This is a genomic window from Aquimarina intermedia (genome assembly GCF_008124785.1).
GTDB lineage: Bacteria > Bacteroidota > Bacteroidia > Flavobacteriales > Flavobacteriaceae > Aquimarina > Aquimarina intermedia.
Window position 1 is genome coordinate 280,691 of sequence record NZ_VNHU01000003.1, and the last position, 16,449, is coordinate 297,139.

At 35.3% G+C, this 16,449-nt stretch carries 15 protein-coding genes; 6 read left to right on the forward strand and 9 right to left on the reverse strand.

Annotated elements, in window-relative coordinates; all coding sequences use genetic code 11:
- The first annotated feature begins 105 nt into the window (after positions 1–105).
- A complete protein-coding gene (locus BD809_RS06590) occupies positions 106–897 on the forward strand; it encodes a tRNA pseudouridine synthase A (protein ID WP_148782178.1) in 792 nt (263 codons plus the stop codon).
- Here BD809_RS06590 and recQ read toward each other — a convergent pair whose 3' ends face one another.
- The gene (gene recQ, locus BD809_RS06595; RefSeq protein ID WP_148782179.1) at positions 898–3,009 is read right to left on the reverse strand and encodes a DNA helicase RecQ; all 2,112 of its coding nucleotides are present in this window, start codon (positions 3,007–3,009) and stop codon (positions 898–900) included.
- 152 nt (positions 3,010–3,161) lie between these two features.
- Between recQ and corA the strand changes: the two genes are divergently transcribed.
- Positions 3,162–4,241: a magnesium/cobalt transporter CorA gene (gene corA / locus BD809_RS06600; RefSeq protein ID WP_246131446.1), complete on the forward strand. Its 1,080-nt coding sequence runs from the start codon at positions 3,162–3,164 to the stop codon at positions 4,239–4,241.
- A gap of 2 nt (positions 4,242–4,243) precedes the next feature.
- Here the strand turns inward: corA and cysM are convergent, their stop codons facing one another.
- Together cysM and epsC are read right to left on the reverse strand one after the other, a co-directional pair.
- Entirely contained in the window at positions 4,244–5,137 is an 894-nt protein-coding gene (cysM, locus tag BD809_RS06605) for a cysteine synthase CysM (RefSeq protein WP_148782180.1), read from the reverse strand.
- Entirely contained in the window at positions 5,137–5,928 is a 792-nt protein-coding gene (gene epsC / locus BD809_RS06610) for a serine O-acetyltransferase EpsC (RefSeq protein ID WP_148782181.1), read from the reverse strand. The genes cysM and epsC overlap by 1 nt, the downstream gene beginning before the upstream one ends.
- Before the next feature lie 156 nt (positions 5,929–6,084).
- Here epsC and BD809_RS06615 point away from each other — a divergent pair, with 156 nt between their 5' ends.
- Both BD809_RS06615 and BD809_RS06620 read left to right on the forward strand, forming a co-directional pair.
- Positions 6,085–6,759: a DUF2461 domain-containing protein gene (locus BD809_RS06615; protein ID WP_148782182.1), complete on the forward strand. Its 675-nt coding sequence runs from the start codon at positions 6,085–6,087 to the stop codon at positions 6,757–6,759.
- Positions 6,760–6,789: 30 nt separating this feature from the next.
- Positions 6,790–7,779, forward strand: a complete 990-nt coding sequence (locus BD809_RS06620) for a type I glyceraldehyde-3-phosphate dehydrogenase (protein ID WP_148782183.1) — start codon at positions 6,790–6,792, stop codon at positions 7,777–7,779.
- Between the two features lie 70 nt (positions 7,780–7,849).
- On the opposite strand, the gene BD809_RS06625 is transcribed toward BD809_RS06620, so the two are convergent.
- Both BD809_RS06625 and BD809_RS06630 read right to left on the reverse strand, forming a co-directional pair.
- On the reverse strand, positions 7,850–8,599 hold the full coding sequence (locus BD809_RS06625; protein WP_148782184.1) for a C40 family peptidase: 750 nt from the start codon (positions 8,597–8,599) through the stop codon (positions 7,850–7,852).
- A gap of 35 nt (positions 8,600–8,634) precedes the next feature.
- Entirely contained in the window at positions 8,635–9,813 is a 1,179-nt protein-coding gene (locus BD809_RS06630) for an acetyl-CoA C-acyltransferase (protein ID WP_148782185.1), read from the reverse strand.
- Between the two features lie 145 nt (positions 9,814–9,958).
- On the opposite strand from BD809_RS06630, the gene BD809_RS06635 reads away from it, so the two are divergent.
- On the forward strand, positions 9,959–12,004 hold the full coding sequence (locus BD809_RS06635) for an HD family phosphohydrolase (protein ID WP_211356698.1): 2,046 nt from the start codon (positions 9,959–9,961) through the stop codon (positions 12,002–12,004).
- 39 nt (positions 12,005–12,043) lie between these two features.
- On the opposite strand, the gene BD809_RS06640 is transcribed toward BD809_RS06635, so the two are convergent.
- The 3 genes from BD809_RS06640 to BD809_RS06650 form a co-directional block, all read right to left on the reverse strand.
- The gene (locus tag BD809_RS06640; protein ID WP_148782186.1) at positions 12,044–12,313 is read right to left on the reverse strand and encodes a DUF3817 domain-containing protein; all 270 of its coding nucleotides are present in this window, start codon (positions 12,311–12,313) and stop codon (positions 12,044–12,046) included.
- Positions 12,314–12,328: 15 nt separating this feature from the next.
- Positions 12,329–12,946 carry a YqaA family protein gene (locus BD809_RS06645; RefSeq protein WP_148782306.1) on the reverse strand — a complete coding sequence of 206 codons (618 nt, stop codon included), beginning with the start codon at positions 12,944–12,946 and terminating at the stop codon, positions 12,329–12,331.
- 228 nt (positions 12,947–13,174) lie between these two features.
- A complete protein-coding gene (locus tag BD809_RS06650; protein WP_148782187.1) occupies positions 13,175–13,564 on the reverse strand; it encodes a hypothetical protein in 390 nt (129 codons plus the stop codon).
- Between the two features lie 626 nt (positions 13,565–14,190).
- Here BD809_RS06650 and BD809_RS06655 point away from each other — a divergent pair.
- On the forward strand, positions 14,191–15,078 hold the full coding sequence (locus BD809_RS06655; RefSeq protein ID WP_148782188.1) for a M28 family metallopeptidase: 888 nt from the start codon (positions 14,191–14,193) through the stop codon (positions 15,076–15,078).
- Positions 15,079–15,123: 45 nt separating this feature from the next.
- Here the strand turns inward: BD809_RS06655 and thrC are convergent, their stop codons facing one another.
- Entirely contained in the window at positions 15,124–16,413 is a 1,290-nt protein-coding gene (gene thrC, locus BD809_RS06660) for a threonine synthase (RefSeq protein WP_148782189.1), read from the reverse strand.
- Positions 16,414–16,449: the final 36 nt, after the last annotated feature.

Consider the following 16,449-nt stretch of genomic DNA (forward strand, 5'->3'; position numbering starts at 1 on the left):
TACTGTTATATATATATCGTGTATGTGAAAATTTATACAAAAAAAATTAAATTATCGATGAAATACAAAATTTATCTATATTCGGTTTAAAAATAAGAGCTACTTATGTTTCGTAAGCGATACTATTATATTATAGAATTACAATATTTGGGATTTAGATACCATGGGTGGCAAAAACAGCCTAAGGTAAATACATTACAACGCATGACCGAGAGAACAGTGGCTTATGTTTTAGGACATACGAATTTTAAAATTTTAGCTTCAGGAAGGACAGATGCCAAAGTCTCTGCTAACTGTACATTTGTAGAACTCTTTGTGGATAATGAAGACCTTCAGCCTGATTTTTTTGAGGAGTTTAATGCTAATCTTCCTCAGGACATTCGTGCATTATCTATAAAAGAGACGGATGCGAATTTTAATATCATTCAGCACCCAAAATTAAAAGAGTATATTTATTTTTTCTCCTTTGGTAAAAAGTTTCACCCTTTTTGCTCCCCTTTTATGCTTTACTATAAAAGCCAGTTGGATATCCAGAAAATGCAAGAAGCGGCTAAGTTATTTGAAGGAAACCACGATTTTAGAAGCTATTGCCATCGACCTACCAAGGATACGGTTACAAATGGATCTATTGAGGTATGCGAAATAGTAAAAAACGATATCTATACCGCCAATTTTTTCCCTGAAGATAGTTATATGCTTCGAGTCAAAGGATTGGGATTTAAAAGGAATCAAATTCGGTTGATGATGGGCGCTCTGTTAGATGTAGGCTCAGGAAAAATCGATATAGCGTTTATAAAAAGTACCCTCAATCCTGAAATGGATCGCATTCCGTTAGAACACATAGCACCGGGATCGGGTTTAATGCTTAATTCTGTTGAATTTTTAGATACTATATAATTATTGAATATCATCCTGTTTAAGGGCAGCAAGCGCAACTTTTATCACATTATAGGGGATAGCCTCATCAAAATACTCATAAAAAGCCTTCAACGTATCCGGATTATTTAGTTCAGTTTGTGCTTTTTTGACTGCTTCAAAATCAGCCGAATCAACTAAGCTTCGATAACGAATCGTTTCTCCTGCTTCAGAAAGCTTAAGGAGATGTGAAAGAATGGTACTTTCGGTTAATTTTCGTTCTTGAGCCATCTCGGGAATAGTTAAACCCTCACGATATGCGGCTAAGGTTTCTCCTAAAGTATTACTTTTTTTCTTTTTCTTTGGTTTCTTTTTTACAGTAAATGCTCTTATTTCTTTAATGAAATCGTAACCGTAATCCTGCATTTTCTGTCTTCCAACCCCATTAATTTGCATGAACTCTGCATCGGTTGTTGGACGTACCTGTTCCATCTCTTTTAAGGTAGCATCATTAAAAATTTGATATGCTGGAATAGCTGCCTTTTTTGCCAAAGATAAACGCAGTGACCGCAGTCGCTCAAACAGGCTCGTGGCATCTTTTAATTTAGTTGCCGATGTGTTATACTGCTCTTTTTCCTTTATGCTGGCCAGGTTTGCTAATTGTACCTGTTCTTTCTCAAAAAGTACTTTCTTGGATAATGCAGTAAGTTTGAGTCGGTTTTTTTGATGAAAAGCGATTTCAATATACCCCAGGTTCATTAATTGTATAAAGTAGTATTGCCAATCCAACCATGAAATTTCCTTGGCGATACCATAAACGGTAAGTTGCTGGTAGTTTCGATCCAAGACAACTGCATTTTTGGCACCTCGAATCACATCAATAACTGTACTTATGGGTTCACTTTCTTTAAGTCGAGCAACCGCCGATAAGGCTTTCTGTGCCAGTAGCGTACCATCTATAAAATCAGGGGGGTTCTTGCAAACATCACAGTTTCCGCAATCCTCTTCGATTAATTCTCCGAAATAACTAAGTAATATTTTACGTCGGCAGGTAAGTGCCTCGGCGTATTGTTTCATTCGTTCCAGCTTGGCTTCCTGTACTTCTTTATTACCCGATGTCGTATTAAATTTCTGGAGCTGGATAATATCGGCGTAACTATGAAACAGTAGTGTAGAGGAGGGGAGTCCGTCACGTCCTGCTCTCCCTATTTCTTGATAATAACTCTCCAGATTTTTAGGTAAATTGTAATGAATTACCCAACGTACATTCGATTTATCGATCCCCATACCGAAGGCAATGGTTGCACAGACAATGGGTAACGTATCATTAACAAAATCTTCCTGAACTTTTGATCGTTGTTCATGTGACATTCCCGCATGATAAGCTGCAGCCTTGAATCCATTCGCTTCAAGTTTCCCAGCCAATTCCTCGGTAGTTTTACGGCTCAAGCAATATACAATTCCGCTGCTATCAGAATGTAAATCGATAAATTCTACAATTTGATCAATTCGTTTATTTGCAGGCCGTACTTCTAAAGCCAAATTTTGTCTGTCAAATGAAGCCAAGTGTTGTGTTGCATGCGGTATATTAAGTTGATTACAGATATCTGCACGTGTGGCTTTGTCTGCTGTAGCTGTTAATGCGATTATGGGAACTCCAGCATATTTATTTTTCAAGTATCCCAATTGTTTATAGGCAGGACGAAAATCATGTCCCCAGGATGAAATACAATGCGCTTCATCAATGGCGATCAAACTGATAGGAATAGAAGATAATTCTTCCTGTAAAAAGGATAGACTTTCTGGTGCAACGTATAATAGTTTTAATGTTTTTTCCTTTAATTGTTTAAAAATTAAAGTTTGTTCAGATTCTGTTTGGCTGCTATTTAAATAGACTGCCGGTATACCATTTGCAACGAGTCCGTCGACCTGATCTTTCATCAAGGCTATCAAAGGAGAAATTACGATGGTAATGTTGGGAAGGAGTAAGGCAGGTAACTGAAAACAAATAGATTTACCTCCACCCGTAGGCATAATTACAAGGTTATCTTCTCCTTTAAAAACGGAAGAAATAATCTTTTCTTGTAGCGGTCTAAAACTTTCGTAACCGAAATATTCTTTTAAAGTTTCTTTGATTTTTTTTAATTCTGGCATAGGTGCGCAAAGGAACAAAATTTGAACACATTCTAAAGAAAGGAATTCGAAATTTATTTAAAATGACGAACTTGCAATCAGTATTATAAAATCATATAAATTCTTTGACTAAGTTTGCGCTATCCTTAGTTTAAACATAATATTTTGGATAAATGATGAGAAAGCCTAAGCATAAAAAAAGAAAGAAGAAAGTAACGCATCTTAATCAAATTCCCGGTGCTTTGGTGTATACCGGAGAGAAAGAATCGCAAGATGTGGTTGTTGAAGTTATAAACTATAATACAGATTTTTACGGAAGAAAAGATTCCAGAACCGTAGAAGATGCCTTTGATTTTAAAGGAACAGAACATATTACATGGATAAATGTTAATGGTCTGAGCGCGATAAATGAAATTGAAAAGCTTGGACAACATTACGATTTACATCCCTTAATTCTGGAAGACATTGTTTCTACTCAGCAACGGCCCAAAATTGACGAATACAGTAATTATCTTTTTATTGTTTTCAAAATGCTCTATTTCAACGAGGATAATGAATTTGTAGCTGAGCATATGAGTTTAGTCCTGGGAGAAGATTTTGTTCTTACCTTTCAAGAGGCCGATGGTGATGTTTTTAACTCTTTGAGAGATCGTATTGCGAATGCAAAAGGAAGAATTCGTTCTGCAGGTGCAGACTATTTGATGTTTGCAATACTCGATGCTGTGGTGGATAATTATTTTGTGATTATCGATACTATGGGAGATAAAATAGAAGTGTTGGAGGACACCCTATTTTCACAAAGAACAGACGACGGACTTACTCAGGAGATACAAGATCTGAAGAAGGAAATTTTGAAGATCAGAAGATCTGTTTTTCCATTACGCGAAGTAATTCATCGTATAGAGAGTTTGGATACGCCTTTGATTGAAGATAAAACTCAAAATTACTTAAGAGACCTGTATGACCATATCATACAAGTTTCAGAAAACATTGACATCTACCGAGAGATGATTTGGGGTCTTATGGATATGTATATGACCACTATTAGTAACCGTATGAATGAAGTCATGAAAGTATTGACCATTATGGCATCCATTTTTATACCGTTGACTTTTATGGCAGGGATTTATGGGATGAATTTTGACTATATACCGGAGTTAAAACTTAAGTATGGTTATTTTTATCTCTGGGGAGCTATGATACTTGTGTTTGTAGGATTGTTATATTATTTTAAAAGAAAAAAATGGTTGTAAGGTTAGCTATCGCTAGCAAATAAATCTGAGCTTAAATAGCGGTCACCACGATCGCAAATTATGGCTACAATAACTCCGCGATCTAACGTATTAGCTAATTTTAAAGCTGCTGTGACTGCACCACCACTACTCATACCTGAGAACACACCTTCTTCTTTGGCTAGTCGTCTTGCCATTTCGCCTGCTTCTTTTTCGCTAACCTCGATTACCTGATCAACTTTCTTTGGATTAAAAATTTTAGGTAAATATTCTTTGGGCCATTTGCGGATTCCCGGTATGCTTGAGTTGTCTGTGGGTTGCACACCTACAATTTGAACGTCTTTAGATTGTTCTTTGAGAAAAGTAGACGTTCCCATAATAGTTCCTGTAGTGCCCATTGAAGAAACGAAATGTGTGACAGTACCATCAGTATCTCGCCAAATTTCGGGTCCGGTAGTCTTGTAGTGTGATTTCCAGTTATCATCATTTCCAAATTGATTGAGCATAATATAACCTTCATTCTTGACTTTTGATTCAGCATAGTCACGTGCACCTTCAATCCCAATATCCTTTGATGTCAGGGTAACTTTGGCACCATAGGCTCGCATTGTTTGCACTCTTTCTTTTGTGGCATTTTCCGGCATAACTAATTCGATCGAAAGCTTAAAAATTCCGGCAATCATCGCAAGGGCAATACCCGTATTTCCACTGGTAGCTTCAATTAGATTAGAAGTCGAATCAATTTCGCCACGATCCAAAGCAGACTTAATCATATTGTATGCAGCTCGATCTTTTACGCTACCTCCCGGATTATGACCTTCCAGCTTTAGAAATAGAGAAATATTTGGATTAGAAATTAAGGAAGTAGCTTTAATCAGGGGAGTATTTCCGATCAAGTTTAAAATAGTATCAGCCATTATAACGCTTTTTTAATCTTTATTTCTGAGGTATTTGAAATAATTGAATTTTCCGGAACCGAACTTGTTATCCATGTATTTCCGCCAATGATACTATTAGTACCTATAACCGTGTCTCCACCTAGTATTGTAGCATTAGCATAAATAGTCACGTTGTTTTCAATCGTTGGGTGTCGTTTAGTATTTCGAAGTTTTCTATCCACATAGAGCCCACCCAGAGTCACTCCTTGATACATATTAACGTGATCTTTGATTATTACCGTCTCGCCGATTACTATCCCGGTAGCATGATCAATAAAAAATGAATCTCCAATCGTGGCTCCTGGATGAATATCCGTTCCACTCAATCGATGTGCATACTCTGTCATTAGCCTAGGGACTAACGGGAGGCCAAATTTAAGTAGCTGATGGCTCAATCTGTAGATGGCAATGGCATAAAAACCCGGATACGCCATATAAACTTCTTCAATAGAATTTGCAGCAGGATCATTTTTCATAAATGCCTGAGCATCCCGATTCAACTTTGTCAAAATTGTAGGTAAACACTCAAGATAGGATTGCCAAATTTTACTACAAGGTTTTTCAATTTCCCAACAAGCGAGGTCTACAAGTTCTTCAAAGGTATTTTCTAAAAGATTTACGTTTTTTGCAACTACTGTATCCGTATCAAAGAGTGTATAAAATAAAAGATTGGTGAAATACTCTGTCTTCTCTTTTAATTTTAACTTTAAATTCGGATTTTTCTTTTGTTCCTTTATCTTAGCTATTATTGCTGCTCTTTCTTCAGTCATATTAGACAAATCTTTAACAGTAAAGATATAGATAATCTTCACAATTCTGTTTGATTAATCCATAAAACCTTATGGGAAGCTATCATTACTTTAAAGTTTCGTTAATAGTGAATTTAAAAGCTATATTTTAGTATTTTTAGGTCAAAGATACCCTCTATGCAACAAGTACCCGAGTCAATTTTCTCGTTCCTAAATGATCTAAAAAAAAATAATGACAGGGACTGGATGTCCGAAAATAAGACGCGTTATAAAGAAGGGGAAACACACTTAAAAAGATTTTACGAAACAATTAAGGATAAACTCAATGAGAAGGATGAGATAGAAAAAGTTAAAATTTTTAGGATCAACAGAGATATACGCTTTAGTAAAGATAAAACACCTTATAATATTCATCGCAGTGCAAGTTTTAGCAGAGCTGGTTTGCAAAGACGTGGTGGGTATTATCTACGTATTGAAGCTGGTAACAGCCGAGTTGCAGGTGGATTTTTTAACCCTAATCCTCAAGATCTTTTAAGAATACGGAAAGAATTTTCCTTAGATGATAGTGAAATTCGTGAAATATTGGAACAAAAAGATTTTAAGAAGGCTTTTGATGGGTTTAGCACATTGAATCAGGTTAAAACTGCACCAAAAGGATTTAATAAGGACCATCCGGCTATTGATTTAATTCGTAATAAATCGTTTGTGGTTTCTCATGCTTTTACGGATCAGGAAGTTTTGGCTCCAGACTTTGCTGACAATGTTATATATCATTATGAATTATTACGACCTTTTTTTGATTATATGAGTGATGTTTTGACAACAGATTTAAATGGGGAACCCTTGGTTTAAGATATACATAATATAATTAAAATGATTACTATGAAAAGAATTGCGATAAATGGATTTGGAAGAATAGGAAGAGCTGCTCTCAAAATATTAATGGAGGATCCTGATTACGAGATTGTTGCTGTTAATGACCTTATGCCAATTGAATCTGCTAGCTACTTACTCAAATATGATAGCGTGTATGGTATTTATGATAAAGAGGTAAGTGTAGCCAACGATAAGCTGAAAGTCGGTGAGCATTTAATTCATTTTTTCAATGAAAAAGATCCAGCACAACTTCCTTGGAAAGAAAATGCCGTCGACATTGTGATTGAAAGTACCGGTTTTTTTACAAAAAGAGAGGACGCCGAAAAACACATATATGCCGGAGCCACAAATGTTATTATTTCTGGACCCACCAAGAGTAAAGATACTCCGATGGTTGTTCACGGTGTGAATACCAAAGAAGGAAAAACTGCGATTTTTTCCTGTGCCAGTTGCACCACCAATAATATAAGTCCCGTAGTTGAGATTTTAGGAAGAAGAATTGGAATTCAAAAAGCCATTTTGAATACAATCCACGCCTACACAGCGTCCCAATCATTGGTTGATGGTTCATCAAAGAAAAATCCACGTATGGGTAGAGCAGGAGCAATCAATCTAACACCGACTTCGACCGGTGCGGCAATTGCCACGACAAAAGTGTTGCCAGAGTTTGAAGGTAAGTTTGATGGGGTCGCTATACGAACACCTGTTCCTGTTGGATCTGTAAGTGATGTTACATTTATTGCAGCACGTAATACCAGTCCGGAAGAAATAAATAAAATTTTACAGGAAGAAGCTATCACTGATCGCTATGCAGAAGTGCTGGATATCACGTACGAACCTATAGTTTCTTCAGACATTAAACAAAACACGTACGCATCTGTTGTGGATGCATCCATGACAAGAGTTGTCGATGGAGATTTGGTAAAACTTATGATTTGGTATGATAATGAGTGGGGTTTTACCAGTCAAATGATCAGGCAGCTAAAAGAAATTTAGACAAAAAATTATTAATTAAAAAGCCGTATGAATTAGTTTCATACGGCTTTTTATATACTAGCTTATAAAATCAAATAATACGTTTTATTACTCTCAGTTTATGGGTGTGTGTGCGTTTTTCAGTATTGAAGATTCCGGTATGATCCAGACGATCTACCCGCACATGACCGTGTGCATGGATTATATAATTATCTTGCATAATAATGCCCACATGTGTTATGGCACCCTCATCATTATCAAAAAAAGCTAAATCTCCGGGTTCACTTTCCTCAATAAAGCTTAAAGCTTCACCTTGAGTGGCTTGTTGAGAGGCATCTCTAAGTAGTTTATAGCCATTTAATTTATAAACCATTTGCGTGAAACCACTACAATCAATTCCAAATATAGTTTTACCACCCCACAAATACGGTGCGTTAAGAAATAAATAGGCAGTTTCTACCAGTTTACTTTTTGCACCTGTTTTTTCAATACGAATACCATCATAGCTGTGTCTGAAAACGTCTAAAGCTACTAAAGATGAACCAAATGGAATTGGTAAGAGTTGTTTGTTTTCAGTACTTACAAATTCAACCATATCGCCAACCAAACTTACTGGTTTGTCCGCTATATCTTTATAGGTAGCTTCATCAATTTCCAGATATTGCTTATTATCTATCCAACCTTCATACTTATCGAAAGCTAGTCTAATGCGACTCCATTTTTTTCGTTGTTCCAAAACTTTGAAATGCTCGCCATAAAAAACCTGAGAAACCATTTCACTTGGATCTCTAGGCTCAAAACGCAGAGGAACAATGCTAAGATTGCAAATACCGTATTGCATGTAAATGTTATAAGTTAATTAATCTTATGATTTTGCTACATGCGCTCAATAACCATTGCAGAAGCACCACCACCACCGTTGCAAATTGCAGCGGCACCAATTTTACCATTGTTTTGATCTAAAACATTCATTAAGGTGATTAAAATTCTAACACCCGAACATCCCAGAGGGTGTCCTAAAGAAACAGCTCCACCATTTACATTAGTATTTTCACAGTTTAATCCAAGAATTTTCATATTGGCAAGACCTACAACAGAAAATGCTTCATTAAACTCGAAGTAATCCACTTCATCTAATGAAATCCCTGCTTTAGATATAGCTTTAGGTAAAGCTTTTGAAGGTGCAGTAGTAAACCAAACCGGCTCATGCGCTGCATCAGCATATGATTTAATTTTCACTAGTGGTGTTAACCCTAGCTCATTTGCTTTGTCGGCACTCATTACTATTACTGCACCGGCACCATCATTTATTGTCGAAGCATTGGCAGCAGTTACCGTACCATCTTTAGAAAAAGCCGGACGTAAAGATGGGATCTTATCCATTTTCACATTCTTAAATTCTTCATCTTGCGACACCATTACAGGCTCTCCTCTTCGTTGCGGAACTGCTACAGGAACTACTTCATTATCAAATTTACCTTCGTCCCAAGCCTTTGCAGAACGCTTATAAGATTCAATAGCAAAAGCATCCTGATCCTCTCTGGAAAATTCATATTCCTTAGCGCATAAATCTGCACAAACTCCCATTGCATTATGATCATATGCATCAACTAAACCATCTTTTTGCATGCCATCTTCCAGTGTTTGAGGGCCGAATTTATGTCCATTTCTCAAGCGTACATAATGAGGAATCAAGCTCATGTTCTCCATACCACCCGCTACAACAATATCTGCATCACCCAGCGCAATAGATTGTGCAGCTTGCATCACCGCTTTCATACCACTTGCACAAACTTTGTTAATGGTAGTACAAGGAACTTCAAATCCAATACCGGCAGCAATGGCGGCTTGTCTTGCAGGAGCTTGACCATTACCAGCTTGTACAACATTACCCATGATAACTTCCTGTACCATTTCAGGTTTAAGATTAATTTTGTCCAAAGCACCTTTGATTGCAGTAGCACCTAATTGAACAGCAGGTACTGTCGACAGGCTTCCCATAAAACTTCCAATCGGCGTACGTGCAGCCGATACTATTACAACTTCTTTACTCATTATATAGATTTTAAAATGTGTGTATTGTTATTTTGCGAATTTAAGGATTTTTGTAGGATTTGCATAAGGAAGTTACCAACAGTCTCATGCTATCAGTACTCTCATAATTTTTAGTACTTTTGATTAAATAAATGAATCCGCTCTAGTGAAAAATTTTTTGAATCAGCTTTATAAAAATCAGTCATACATTTATAAAGCGCTATTATTTATCTGTGCTTCTTTTTTAATCGTATACATATTTCCTAAAGGAGGCGTGTTTAAGTACGAATTCACCAAAGGAAAGCCCTGGCAATACGATAACTTATATGCGCCTTTTGATTTTGCTATAGCAAAAACGCCTGAAGAAGTAGCCGCTGATAAGGCAAAAATCGCAGAGAATAGCATTCCGTACTTTGAGTATGATACCGTAATTGCTAATAGAGCTAAACAGGCATTTTCAGAGACTTTTGCTTCCAACCTTAAGGTATTGGATTTAAGTAGTTCTGGGGATCAGGCTAGACTTTTTGGACGTGTCTTACTAAATGATATCTATCGTTACGGTGTTTTAGAAGAGCGTTATGCATACGATGAAAAAAGACAGATATATTTAAATAAAGGTAATCAGGCGGAGGCGGTTTCTTACGGACAATTACTTACATCGGACCAACTTACGAGTTTGATAAACTCTAGAATAGACAATAGTGAATACGCAAAATTCAAAAATGGATTTATAGCGTTGTTCTATGATTTAGTTAGCCCAAATGTTCGACTGAACAGAGAATTAACAGAAAGTAGCTTACAAAATGAGATAGATAAAGTACTTACTACCCGGGGTAGTGTATCCAAAAATAGTAGGATAATTGCCAAAGGCGAAGTGGTCGAGGGTATCAAACTACAAATGTTGATATCGCTCAAATCCGAATATGAATCTCAAGTCTGGAGTGATAAAAATTTTTACTGGATTGTTGTCGGCTATAGTGTCTTAGTTTCTCTTGCGTTGTTGATGCTTCTATTATTTTTGAGAAAGTACAGGAAAGATATTTTTGATAATAATGCGCAAGTAACATTTATTATATTTAATGTGCTTGTAATGGTTATTGTAACAACTCTGGTTGTAAAATATAAAGCTAATTACATTTATATTGTACCGCTAAGTATATTGCCATTAGTTTTAAAAGCATTTTTTGATTCTAGAGTAGGTCTGTTTACGCATGTTATTACTGTTTTGATCCTGGGTTTTGTGGTTCCTAATAGTTATGAGTATACTTTTTTGCAGATTATTGCAGGTATCGTGACTATTCTGACGATCTCCGAATCTTTTAGACGGGCTAATTTATTTTTGTCAGTTGGACAAATTACGACGAACTATATCTTAGCGTATATTGCGTTTCATCTGATTCATGAAGGTAACGTAAACACAATTGATTGGACTACAGTTCTGTTCTTTGTTCTTGGTGGATTGGCCACACTTATGGTACATCCTCTTATTTATGCTTATGAGAAAATATTCGGATTAGTTTCTGATGTTTCATTATTAGAACTCAGTGATACCAATTCTAAATTACTAAAAGAGCTTTCTGATAAGGCACCGGGCACTTTTCATCATTCCTTAAATGTAGCTAATATAGCGGAAGCTGCTGCTAATGAAATTGGTGCGAACTCTATGTTGGTTAGGGTAGGAGCTTTATATCATGATATTGGGAAAATGGCAAATCCAACATTTTTCACAGAGAATCAATCGGCTTCCGGAAATGCGCATGATGTATTATCTGCAAAAGAAAGTGCCAAAATTATTATAGACCATGTAATTAGAGGGGTAGAAATTGCAAAGCGAAATAAATTACCCGATCGAATTATTGATTTTATTCGAACGCATCACGGTACGAGTACGGTTTATTATTTCTATAGTAAAGAAAAAGAAGTAAACGACAATGTTTTGATTCAGGATTTTCAATATCCGGGACCTAAGCCTTTTTCTAAAGAAACTGCCATCTTAATGATGAGTGATAGTGTCGAAGCAGCTTCAAAGAGTTTAAAAAATCCTACCAGTAGTTTAATCGATACTTTTGTCGAAAAAATTATCAATAAGCAAATGGCCGAGGGTCAATTTTTAAATTCTAATATAACCTTTAAAGAAATACAACAGGTTAAAAAGGTTTTTAAACGAAAATTAACAAATATCTATCATTTGAGAATTGAGTATCCCGAATAAAAAGAAACGTACGTCAAAAGTAAAAGGTACCACTAAAGCTTATAAATACTTTTTATCCATCCAAAAAGTTCCGAAGGGAATTAGCGAACAAATAAGAACAATTCCTAAAGTTTTACCATTCCAGTTTTTATCTGATTTTACTAAAACTGCCAGAGCTACATAGGCTACAAAGAGGATACCATGTGCCATACCCACAGTTTTGTTAGCTTCTGGCATGTCCATTAAATATTTAAGTGGCATGGTAACAAAAAGAATCAGTAGAAATGAAATTCCCTCAAGGTAACTAACAATTTTGAACGTGCTGATCATGTATTTGTAATTTTTTTAAAGGAGACTAAAAATTGCAATTGCGTAGAGATAAAATCGTACAAAACGAAGTAAACCAAAGAGTAAATACCCGATAAAGGAATACTTAATCATTCCAGCAGCGATACTTGTCATTGAAAAAGGGATAGGAAGTAAAGCACCAACAATAATTAAAAAGCCACCCCATTTACGAGTGTTTTTAATGTGTTTAGCCATCTTTATTTCTAAATAATCATGCATAGCCGGAATTTTGGTAATTGATTTACCAATGAAATAAGAAATGATACCACCGATATAAGAGAGCAGTGCCAATATAGATAGATATAGTATAGGGGTTGTTGCTTTGTCACTCCAGGCAATAAAAATTTCTGGAGGTACAAGTCCTAAAAAGGACTCTGAAGCAAAAAATACAGCGAAAACCACATAATCTGAATAATTCTCAGTTACATATAATAATACATCGTTTACATTTATTACAAAGTAATTTACGAACAAAAGAGCAGCTATAAAAAGAAGGATAGGGGGTAAGGCCTTCTTTATACTCAATCCTAAAAACTTATAAAACCCTGTATAAGTATAGTATTGGTGAAGCAGCTGTAGTTTGCTCTTTTTTTCAGATCTGGTATTACTCTTCATATTCTTTTTCTGATCGTTTTTCAATGGTGCAAAAATAAGTTTTATACATGTTTTATGAGGTATAAATACAGCTATTTTTTAAGCAAAATCTAATAAATTAATCTAAAAAAAAGTTAATCTTTTCTTTTTGTATGAATAACGGTAAAAACTAAAATTAATTTGATTTTTTTACACAAAAAACCCTAACTAAAAGATAGCTAGGGTACATGTGTTTAAGATATTGAAGTCTTAAGCGTTCAGTGCGTCTCTATACTCTTTAAGATCAGCCACATTCATTTTATTTGTTAAGTCTTTAAATAAGGAGACCATATACGAAAGACTCTCAACAGGATCCAACGCATCTTGTGAGCCTGTAGTATTATCTGTTTGCTCCTTATCCTCTCCATCTCCTTCTTCTTGGATAGGTTCATCTTCAGGAATTGGAATAAGGAAGCTATCATTCTCTTCTATATGCTCATACGCATAACGCAAGACCTTTACTGCTAAAGGGATTTGTTCCTCAATTGCATAGGTACGCAATTCCTTTAAATCCTCAATTAATGTATTAGTAATGATACCTGAACGATTTAAATCTGCTAAGATTTTATCGATTAATTGCAATGCCTTTTTATTTTCCAAAGAAGTTAATTTATAATGATGGTTAAAAATTCTGCTGCAAATTTACTTCTAATTACCTTTTTTATAAAATGTTTTTAGGATTTATTTCGAAATAAGAATTTTGAAATAAATCTAATTTCTCTCAATTACCAAAATCCTGGTATTCACTTACGGCTTATCTATCGCGGGAAGTACCGATATTCCTGCAAAAGTTTGAGGTTTAACCGTAGCGATTTATCTACTGAACTTAGTATCTTTGAGAAGTATTCCAATTACAATTTTTCCCTTACTTTTTTTGTTTTCCCCTTAAACTTACCTCCCTTGAATACAGGAGGTAAGTTCTTCATTTTTTATACTTTAATAGCTGTTTTTTGAAGCATCCTACTCCTATAAGTCTATACGAGCAGTGATGATTTAGATTCATCATTGTTTTTTGGCGAAACAAATAAACTTTAACAATTGCCTGAACTACCTGTATTATAAATAGTTAAGAGATGTTTGCGTCTTTTTTGAATGGCAAATAATAATAAAAGGAATAGTTATTGATTATTTTGAATTGTAAAAAAAAATTGTACATTGTAATATTATCTAATGTTTACTAAATTTGCCCTTTAGCAAGCAAAATTAGATCCCAAATTTAAAATAAAATGAATTTAAACTGTAAAAACGGAATTTTACTACTACTTATCTTCACCTTTCAGTTTTCCTTTGCGCAATCTGAATATGAACTTAGAGAATCAGATATGATTAATGTTCAAAAGGATATTGTAGGAAAACTAACAGGACACTTACCTATAAAGGGTAAGAAGAAAATAGAAAGCAGATCCAAAACAAGTGAACGCAAAATTGTTGTGGATTATCTAGAGGATTTATTAAAAGAAATTGATTTAAAGCCCAAAAAGAATACCTATAATGTGCAGGATAAAAAAGGGAAGCAATACTCTGGTACAAACGTTTATGCTGTAATACCTTCAACAACACCTTCAGAGGAATATGTTGTTTTAGCTGCGCATTATGATACTGCAGAAGACTCCCCGGGTGCTATCCATAATGCTACTGGTTTAGCATTAACTCATTATGTGGCATCCCAGTTGGTAAAGTTACCAACACGCAGTAAGAATTTTATAATAGCCTACTTTGATCAACAAGAAACCAATATGATTGGATGCCGTATGTTTGTCAAAAAGATGAAGGATGATAAGGTCAATATCCATTCTATGCATCGTGTAGATTATATGGGTTGGGATTTAGATGAAGACAGAGCAATTGAATTGCTATCTTCAAATATTAGTCTTGAATCTTTATACCGAATGGAATCACCGGTACCTGTTTTTAAAAGACTGGTATCCACCCCAGAAAGTCGTATTTTTTCGACATTGGGCTTCGAAACAATAACCATAACATCAGAGCTTAAGAATGCTGATAACTCTCCATATGTTCATCAAGCGTCAGATACTTATACTACTGTGAATTTTAAATATTTAGCATCAACTACTGATATTGTTTTAAATGTTTTAAAAGTCCTTTCCAGATAATTAATACAAATTAAAGCTTATCAACACTTATTTTTAAAGCCTTTCTTATTTGCTGAGAAAGGCTTTTAAGTTTTTATAGTTTTTGATCAAAATACTGTTTTTCTTTTTTTGCATTATCTCTTTAATTTGATCGGGTAGTGGCAGCGTGATACTGAGTTCCTTTTCTACCGTTGATCTGAATTTGATAGGATGTGCTGTTTCTAGAAACACTCCAATTTCATTAGGTTGCAGGCCGTGTTTTTTCAATCCCAAATACCCAACAGCTCCATGAGGATCTGCAATGTAGTTGGCAGTTTTGTACAATTCCTGAATTGCAGAATTTGTCTCCTTATCGTTAAAGCTATACGAACTGAATTCAGATTTTAAGGCTGTATCATCATTTTTGAACAAGTGTTGAATCCTGATAAAGTTGCTGGGATTACCTACATCCATGGCGTTAGATAGTGTTTCTACAGATGGTCTAGGGCTATAAAATCCTGTATTCAAATATCTTGGAATAATATCGTTGCTATTTGTTGAGGCTACAAAATGACGAATGGGCAAACCTAATTTTTTTGCTACAATTCCTGCACAAATGTTTCCAAAGTTGCCACTTGGAACTGAAAATACCAGTTCCTTGTTGAAGGACTTTAACTGTTTGTAAGCTATGAAATAATAAAAGGTTTGTGGTAACCAACGGGCTATGTTGATAGAATTAGCAGAGGTTAGATTACGTTTAGATTTTAGTTCTTCATCCAAAAATGCGGTTTTGACCATTTCTTGACAATCATCAAAAGTACCTTGTACTTCTAACGCAGTGATATTATGCCCTAGAGTAGTTAGTTGCTTCTCTTGTACATCACTCACTTTGTTTTGTGGGTATAAAATAATTACCTCTACGTTATCTGTCTTGAAAAAACCATTAGCTACTGCACCACCCGTATCCCCTGAAGTTGCTACGAGCACCGTCGTTTTACGTCCGTTATTTTTATTAAAATACTCCAAACATTTAGCCATAAATCTGGCGCCAACGTCCTTGAATGCCATGGTAGGACCATGAAAGAGTTCGAGAGAGCTAATAGATTCATCAATAGGTACTACCGGGAAATCAAAGTCTAACACTTCGTCCAAAATTTGTAGTAAGTGATTTTTAGGAATACTAGTACCTATGAATTGCTCAATGACCATATACGCAATTTGGGTGGCGCTCATTTGATCTATTTCATTATAGAATGATGCTGGTAATTTTTCTATTTTTTCAGGAAAATAAAGTCCTCGGTCCGGAGCTATTCCTGAAACTACTGCTTCCTCAAATGAAACGCGGTGATTCTTATTATTCAAACTATAATAGTACATGTATTGTAATTTTTTAGTTGTGAGAATTATTTGTTT

What these genes read in the sequence shown, in the direction of transcription:
- BD809_RS06590 (WP_148782178.1), top strand. Translation starts at nt 106, where the DNA reads ATGTTTCGTAAGCGATACTATTATATTATAGAATTACAATATTTGGGA.
- recQ (WP_148782179.1), bottom strand. Translation starts at nt 3,009, where the DNA reads ATGCCAGAATTAAAAAAAATCAAAGAAACTTTAAAAGAATATTTCGGT.
- corA (WP_246131446.1), top strand. Translation starts at nt 3,162, where the DNA reads ATGATGAGAAAGCCTAAGCATAAAAAAAGAAAGAAGAAAGTAACGCAT.
- cysM (WP_148782180.1), bottom strand. Translation starts at nt 5,137, where the DNA reads ATGGCTGATACTATTTTAAACTTGATCGGAAATACTCCCCTGATTAAA.
- epsC (WP_148782181.1), bottom strand. Translation starts at nt 5,928, where the DNA reads ATGACTGAAGAAAGAGCAGCAATAATAGCTAAGATAAAGGAACAAAAG.
- BD809_RS06615 (WP_148782182.1), top strand. Translation starts at nt 6,085, where the DNA reads ATGCAACAAGTACCCGAGTCAATTTTCTCGTTCCTAAATGATCTAAAA.
- BD809_RS06620 (WP_148782183.1), top strand. Translation starts at nt 6,790, where the DNA reads ATGAAAAGAATTGCGATAAATGGATTTGGAAGAATAGGAAGAGCTGCT.
- BD809_RS06625 (WP_148782184.1), bottom strand. Translation starts at nt 8,599, where the DNA reads ATGCAATACGGTATTTGCAATCTTAGCATTGTTCCTCTGCGTTTTGAG.
- BD809_RS06630 (WP_148782185.1), bottom strand. Translation starts at nt 9,813, where the DNA reads ATGAGTAAAGAAGTTGTAATAGTATCGGCTGCACGTACGCCGATTGGA.
- BD809_RS06640 (WP_148782186.1), bottom strand. Translation starts at nt 12,313, where the DNA reads ATGATCAGCACGTTCAAAATTGTTAGTTACCTTGAGGGAATTTCATTT.
- BD809_RS06645 (WP_148782306.1), bottom strand. Translation starts at nt 12,946, where the DNA reads ATGAAGAGTAATACCAGATCTGAAAAAAAGAGCAAACTACAGCTGCTT.
- BD809_RS06655 (WP_148782188.1), top strand. Translation starts at nt 14,191, where the DNA reads ATGAATTTAAACTGTAAAAACGGAATTTTACTACTACTTATCTTCACC.
- thrC (WP_148782189.1), bottom strand. Translation starts at nt 16,413, where the DNA reads ATGTACTATTATAGTTTGAATAATAAGAATCACCGCGTTTCATTTGAG.